Origin of the sequence: Flavobacterium sp., from assembly GCF_024305175.1 — a bacterium.
Lineage (GTDB): Bacteria > Bacteroidota > Bacteroidia > Flavobacteriales > Flavobacteriaceae > Flavobacterium.
Map to the genome: position 1 here is coordinate 1 of NZ_JAMWYY010000023.1, position 6,610 is coordinate 6,610.

At 38.9% G+C, this 6,610-nt stretch carries 7 protein-coding genes; 3 read left to right on the top strand and 4 right to left on the bottom strand.

The features are described from left to right. Positions 1-260 precede the first annotated feature (260 nt). Positions 261-1,535, bottom strand: coding sequence for an ATP-binding protein (locus Q0K96_RS07485; protein WP_297333384.1), 1,275 nt, complete (start codon positions 1,533-1,535; stop codon positions 261-263). A gap of 4 nt (positions 1,536-1,539) precedes the next feature. Next, positions 1,540-2,202, bottom strand: coding sequence for a response regulator transcription factor (locus Q0K96_RS07490; RefSeq protein WP_297333385.1), 663 nt, complete (start codon positions 2,200-2,202; stop codon positions 1,540-1,542). A 349-nt stretch (positions 2,203-2,551) separates the two neighbouring features. Here Q0K96_RS07490 and Q0K96_RS07495 point away from each other — a divergent pair, with 349 nt between their 5' ends. Genes Q0K96_RS07495 through Q0K96_RS07505 form a run of 3 tightly spaced genes read left to right on the top strand, consistent with a single transcriptional unit; the run spans position 2,552 to position 5,466 of the window. Beyond that, positions 2,552-2,743 carry a hypothetical protein gene (locus Q0K96_RS07495; protein ID WP_297333386.1) on the top strand — a complete coding sequence of 64 codons (192 nt, stop codon included), beginning with the start codon at positions 2,552-2,554 and terminating at the stop codon, positions 2,741-2,743. Between the two features lie 25 nt (positions 2,744-2,768). Then, positions 2,769-4,511, top strand: coding sequence for a patatin-like phospholipase family protein (locus Q0K96_RS07500; protein WP_297333387.1), 1,743 nt, complete (start codon positions 2,769-2,771; stop codon positions 4,509-4,511). A gap of 22 nt (positions 4,512-4,533) precedes the next feature. After that, on the top strand, positions 4,534-5,466 hold the full coding sequence (locus Q0K96_RS07505) for a peptidoglycan-binding protein (RefSeq protein WP_297333388.1): 933 nt from the start codon (positions 4,534-4,536) through the stop codon (positions 5,464-5,466). Positions 5,467-5,479: 13 nt separating this feature from the next. Here the strand turns inward: Q0K96_RS07505 and Q0K96_RS07510 are convergent, their stop codons facing one another. Continuing rightward, entirely contained in the window at positions 5,480-6,235 is a 756-nt protein-coding gene (locus tag Q0K96_RS07510) for an oxygenase MpaB family protein (protein ID WP_297333389.1), read from the bottom strand. Positions 6,236-6,245: 10 nt separating this feature from the next. Continuing rightward, a complete protein-coding gene (locus Q0K96_RS07515; protein WP_297333390.1) occupies positions 6,246-6,581 on the bottom strand; it encodes a potassium transporter KefB in 336 nt (111 codons plus the stop codon). Positions 6,582-6,610: the final 29 nt, after the last annotated feature.

Sequence of the window (6,610 nt, forward strand, 5' to 3'; positions counted from 1 at the left end):
ATTAATATTCCCTCTGATATTCCCCGCTTAAAAGAAATATTAGAAGAAATGAAAAATGCTGTTGAAAAACTACCTCTGCATTTTCCTGAAAAAGATTGGTCGCACCATACCCAATATTATCATGAAACAATTAAAAGATTAAACCGGTCATAGAACCGGTTTATTTTATATAATTCTTTCTGGATAATATTTAGCATATTATTTTCCGGGTTGGGGAGTAATGTATTCGCCTGGAAACTATTGCTGATTCGGCTATTATTTTAAACCCTTTTAAAATGTTTTTCTTCTTTAAGGTACTCCAGTTCTATACCTGCCAAAATATCATCGTTTGATAAGCAGTTGTCATTATTGCCTAATGCCTGCAGGCAGGCATAGGTAATAACAGATAGTATCTGCGCTCCGGTTATGTCATACGATTTTGCAAGCAACTCTAATGAAACTGTTTCTTCTATCTTTACATTATCAGGTATGTTTTTCTGCCATAATGAAAGTCGCTCTTCAAATCCGGGTTTATAAAATGCCACAACATTATTAAAGCGCCTTAAAAAAGCATCATCAATATTGTTTTTAAAGTTTGAAGTTAAGATCACAAGCCCGTTAAATGATTCTATACGCTGCAAAAGATAGCTAACCTCCTGATTGGCATACCTGTCGTTAGAAGAACGTGCCTGTATACGTTTGCCAAATAAAGCATCCGCTTCATCAAAAAGTAATATCCACTCCTTGCTCTCTGCCTGTACAAATATTTTTTCGAGGTTCTTTTCAGTCTCGCCTATATATTTAGATACAACAGCCGATAAATCTATTCTGAACACGTTCTTGCCAAGTTCTTTACCCAGTAGGCATGCCGTTAATGTTTTTCCTGTTCCGGGAGGGCCATAAAACAATGCCCTGTAACCCGGCGCTATTTTGCGGCCCATCTTCCATTCGTTCATCAGGCGGTCTTTATGCTTATTCCATAAAGCAATATTTTGTATCTGTTTTAAAGAGTTCTGGTTCAGCACCAGGTCATCCCAATCCATTGCCGTGAAAACTTCTTTAGCAGGAAATGTACTGCTGAAACGCGGCAACACTTCTTCACCATAAAATATTTTATGCAGTATTTCTTGCGATAGTTGCAGGCGGCCGCTCATCAGGGGCTCCCCTTCCCTGACATCGCTTAAATACAGAATATTTTTTTTATAAAACCAATGGCCGGGCATAAACATGTTCTGGAGCATGAGCCTTTGTTCTATATTATCTTTTGCAAGTATGTATAATACTGTTTCTCCTGTTGGATAAAAGCCTCTGTGGCTTTCGAGCCTGATACCGCCTAATTGCGGAATATTTCCACCTTCCGGAAAAACTTCTTTAATTATATCATCATAAAAACCCGGCAATATATGCGGAACAGTAGCCATGAGTAATATAACACCTTCCTCATGGGTTACCGGCACATCAATAACTTCAGAGAAAGTACCTTCAAAAGAAATACCGGAATTGTCTCCGTTCGAAAGGCTTTCCTTTAAAAATTGTTTAAGCTGTGTATAGGGCATATCATCAAATTAAATCTTCAACACCAATAAGCCCCTGCTTAAAGGCGAATAAAATAACACCAATAAAGTTTTTGGAGTTTGTACGCTCCATAATCCTCCTGCGGTGAGACTCTACAGTACGAGCCGTTATACACAGTTTATCGGCAATCTGGTTACTGCTAAACTGCTTGCATGCCAGCCTTATAACGTCAATTTCACGTTCGCTGAAGTTTACAAGCGGTTCCGGCTCATAACATCTTGGCCGGCGCTTTAATATTCCTGCTTCTTCAGCAAGAGAATTCAGTTCTTCATCAAAATAAAAATCAGATTCATTAACAGCATGTATGGCTTTTTCCAGGCTATAAGAGTCAGAGTTTTTACTAAAGTAGCCATGAGCACCAATTTCTACTATTTTAAGTAAGGCTTCTTTTGTGTTTAAATGAGATATAATTAAAACCTTTATATCAGGGTACAAACTCCTCACCCTTTTGCAGGTTTCATAGCCATTAAGTACAGGCATCTGCAGGTCTAAGAGTAAAACATCAATTTCTGTAAATTTCAGGTTTTCCAGCAGTTCCAGGCCATTCTCGGCCTCAAGTGCTACACCTACGCCATCAAAAGAGTCTATCAGGACCCTGAGGCTTTTTCTTACCAGTTTATGGTCATCAACTAATCCAATCTTTAACATAAATAAGTGTGGTTTTTAAGAAAGAAAAAGACAAAGCACAGCCATATCCGATGCTATTGATATAATAACAGGAAAAAATGTGCAGTTAACGATAAGGTTTGCTTATTAAACTATGGTACTGACAAATGATAAAGAATAAAGAAATCTTGAGGAATGTGGTTCCGGCAGGTATATGTAATTATTCATTATGTAATTTTTTAGTTGGGATAAAAGTATACAATTTATGATATCAACGTACAAAAAATTAAAATATTGTTAAAAAAAGTTGTTAACCATTCAATTTCAGTAGAAATACGCAATCTTAATTTTAACAAATAATTTTATATTTACACAACATAAACTGCCTGCTATGCAAATTGTTGAAATTCAGGATGTGAACAATAAAGTTCATGCGGTAAATACTGCTAAAATTGTAATGTTTTATCCACGGCTAAACGGTAAAACAGTTGTAGAACTTGAGAACGGACACCAGTTAATTACCATTGTTCCGTATGAAGAGTTAGTAAGGATGATAAAATCGCCTGAAGAACCTGCCGGTTAGTTTTAATATATCTAAAACTGTAATTATGGACAAGAAGTTTGAAATTGGTTTATGTATGGCCGGAGCGGTATCTGCAGGTGCTTACACCGCAGGTGTTATAGATTATCTTTTAGAAACACTTGAAGAATGGGAAAAAAGGCGCGGAGGAGAAAATATACCTTCTCACCAGGTTAGCATTCCCATTATTGGCGGTGCTTCTGCAGGGGGAATGACAGGCCTTTTGCTGGCAAGTGCACTTCAGGAAAAGCATATACCGGTGCAGTATGATAAAACTAATAAACAAATAACTGCCCCGCATCCCGAAAATAAATTATACCACAGTTGGGTAGACTTGCTTAACAATGATGTTTTCAGCAAGATGCTTGATGTATCGGATATACAAAAAGGTTCGGTAGTATCTTTACTAAACTCTCAGTTTATAGAAGAAATTGCGGAAAAAATGATTACTGTCACAACAAAAGCCGTTGATAAACTGCCTGTCTTTTTTGAAAATAATGACGGGTCACCACTCAAAGTCTTTACCACACTCACCAATTTAGAAGGGTTTTGTTATTACGCGGGACTGAACGCAGCCGGAAGACAGGAAAAATATTACATGAGGGTTCATAACGATTATGGATGTTTTGAGCTTATAAACGGAAATACAACGCCTACAGGCAACGAATGGATGCCGCTGAACTTTGCCACAGGTAAAAATGTTTCGGTGGCTGTAGAGGCTGCTATGGCTACGGGTGCATTTCCTGTCGGGCTTGCACCAAGAACCCTTACCAGGCCATCAGAGTATGTTAACCAGATACCGTGGTTAAAATATATTTTCAGGAATTCTCCTGTAAAAGATGGTAGCTACACGAGCCTTAATATAGATGGTGGTGTTATTAATAATGAACCTTTTGAAAAAGTAAGGGACCTACTTAACGAAACACTGGCGCGCGACAAGGGCATGCCCTACACTACCGATGAAGAAAAGGCAGACACCGACAGAATTTTAGATGATATAAACTGTGACTATTCACAATTTACAAATACGGTGCTTATGGTTGATCCTTTTCCAAGTGCCGAAGCAGAGGTATTTGATGCTAATCCTATACTCACAAGCGTTATACCCAAAACACTTGGTGCTATGCTCTCGCAAATGAGGGCTAAGCCACAAGAGTATAAAGAGCTGATGAAGGAAAATGATGCGAGCAGCTTTATAATTTCTCCCTCAAGGGAAATAAGGGATAAAAATGGTAATGTAATAGAAGATGTTTTTGGAGAGAAGGCAATAGCCTGCGGAACCCTTTCGGGGTTTGGCGGTTTCCTCCATAAAGAATTCCGTATTCACGATTTTTACCTGGGTCGCTATAACTGCGAAATATTCCTTATGGATTACTTTACCGTACCGGAATCTGCCCTGCAAAACAACCCTATATTTGCTAATGGCTACTCTGGTGTTGCAAACAAAGATGATTTTGCGTCGTCTGCAACCAAGCCCGGTGAAGAAAAACAGTACCAGATAATACCCGTATTCGCTAAAAGAACAGGAGAATTTAAGGTACCTGTATTTTCATGCGGTGATACATGGCCAAAAATAATGGAACAGGATATTGATAAATATGAGCAGAAGATACGCAAACGTGTAGGTAAGCTCATCATGGAACTGTTTACTTTTAAAGGATTAACAAGGCCGTTAATGTTTATAGGTACTAAAGTGGTTATTAATAAATTTATAGCAGGTAAAGCTATAGATATTATTAAGCTGTCACTTAAAAAATGGAAACTCTTATAGCATAATCCTAAAACGAAAAAGTATGAATGCAAACCGTAAAGCCTTGTTAGATACTGCCCACGCCGAATTAGGTACTGTAGAAAGCCCTGCGGGCAGCAATAAAACCAAGTATGGCGAGTGGTACGGAATGAATGGTGTAAAATGGTGCGCCATATTTGTGAGCTGGGTATATGATAGAGCAGGTTTCCCATTAGGAGCCATACAAGCCCCTAAAGGCATACATCATTGCCAGGCCGCACATAATTATTTTAAATCTAAAAATATGCTGGTTAAAGAACCGCAGCCGGGTGATATCGTTTTGTTTGACTGGCGTGGCGACGGGCATGCAGACCATATAGGTATTTTTAAAAAGTGGACTAATTCTGCCAAAACTACGTTTGAGTCGTATGAAGGCAATACCGCAACAGGAAATGATAGTGACGGTGGTAAAGTTATGTTACGCAACCGGTCGTTAAACTCAGTCAAATCTTTTGTTTCTCCCGAAATACTGGGGCGTGAAAGTGCCGAAATTAAATCTGATATAAGTGTAGGAGACAGGGGTGCAGATGTAGTAAAACTACAAAAACTGCTGATAGAGGCAGGCCATGCTATAGTTGCCGATGGCTGGTTTGGCAACAAGACCAAAAAAGCAGTTACCGATTTTCAGGAATCACAAAAGATGAATGCAACAGGCATTGCCGATACGGTAACAATAGGCGCATTACAGGAATTTGTCAGTGATAAAAAGCAAAAAACAAAACTGTCAGGCACTATAGTTAAAGCAGGCTATTCGGGTGAAGCCGTTATAAAGATCCAGGAAAGGCTTAATGAAATCAGTAAAGCTAAAATAGCAGTAACAGGCATCTTTGATGCCGCTACCACCAAAGCGGTAAAGGATTTCCAAAAAGCTAAAAGTTTAAAAATCGACGGTATAGTAGGTCCAAAAACTCTCAATGCAATGAACCTTAGCCTGTAATAAAACGAGCTTATTAATTATCTAAAGCCAATATCTCCTTTCTATACAATGGCGGCAATAGGACAGCTTTAAGCAGCCTGTCAAGCTGTAATTTCCTGCTCAGCATGTAAAAACTTATTACAGGTTTTATTATAATAACTGGCTTAAACCCTAAGAGTTCTTTAACGTGTTGTGGCACTAGTAGTGTCTGTACTTCAACCAGTAACTTGTACCTCAAAAAGCCCAGATGCTTTCTGTATTGTTTAAAAAGGTCAGCAGTATAAGGGCTGCATTGCAGGTTTTCTTTAATGTGGCTTTCGCGCATTACCTCCCATTCTGCATAATTACCCGGCAAACCTTTTAGACCCATACGTGCCCCTACTCTGTAAAAAACAGTAAAAACATCTTCTTTTTCAGTTGCGGTAAGTTTCCGCTCCAGAACTTCAAAAGACCGTATAGAATAGTCTATCAGCATAAAAAGTACATCACGATATGCCCAATCGGGTATACTGTAACCGCGAGCCTGTTCAACGCCACTGTGTATGGCTGCCATAGCATCTATGGCATTATGCGCTGCCTGTTTTTCTGCAAAAACAATCTTCCTTGCGTAAGCCACGGTAGAAAACAGCCTGCCCAACGGGTCAGATGGAAGGCGGCCTGTATAATATAGCCAGTCAACCGCCTTATTAAGGGCAAACTCTGCTGAGGCTCCTGCAAAAATAAAAAGTATGGTATCTCCCCTGCCCCATATCCGGCGTACTATAGAATTTTCATGTGTAAAATATTCCATAACAACTGCATTAATTCCAAAGTGTTCCGTTAAGCCCAAGTACAATGCCAATCCATAATATAACTAAATAAACAGGCATACTTAATAAAAAGCCGGCAACTTTATTAATCTGAAGGAATGCGGCAAGCCTTGTGCAGTAATACATTACCATACCGCCAAAAGCGCCAATAAATGGTGTGAGCAATAAGGGTTTTACCCTCCAGTATCTGCCCCATTCAGGATTGGGTATATTTACTGAGAGTATAAAAAAGGCTATAACCACTAACGCGATTGTGCCGCCGCCAATAATAAACCTTGCCCTTGCCTTGTTAATGTGCGACTGATTTTTTAAAACATTTCTTTCCATAATAATTACTAATTTAATTTACAAATAAC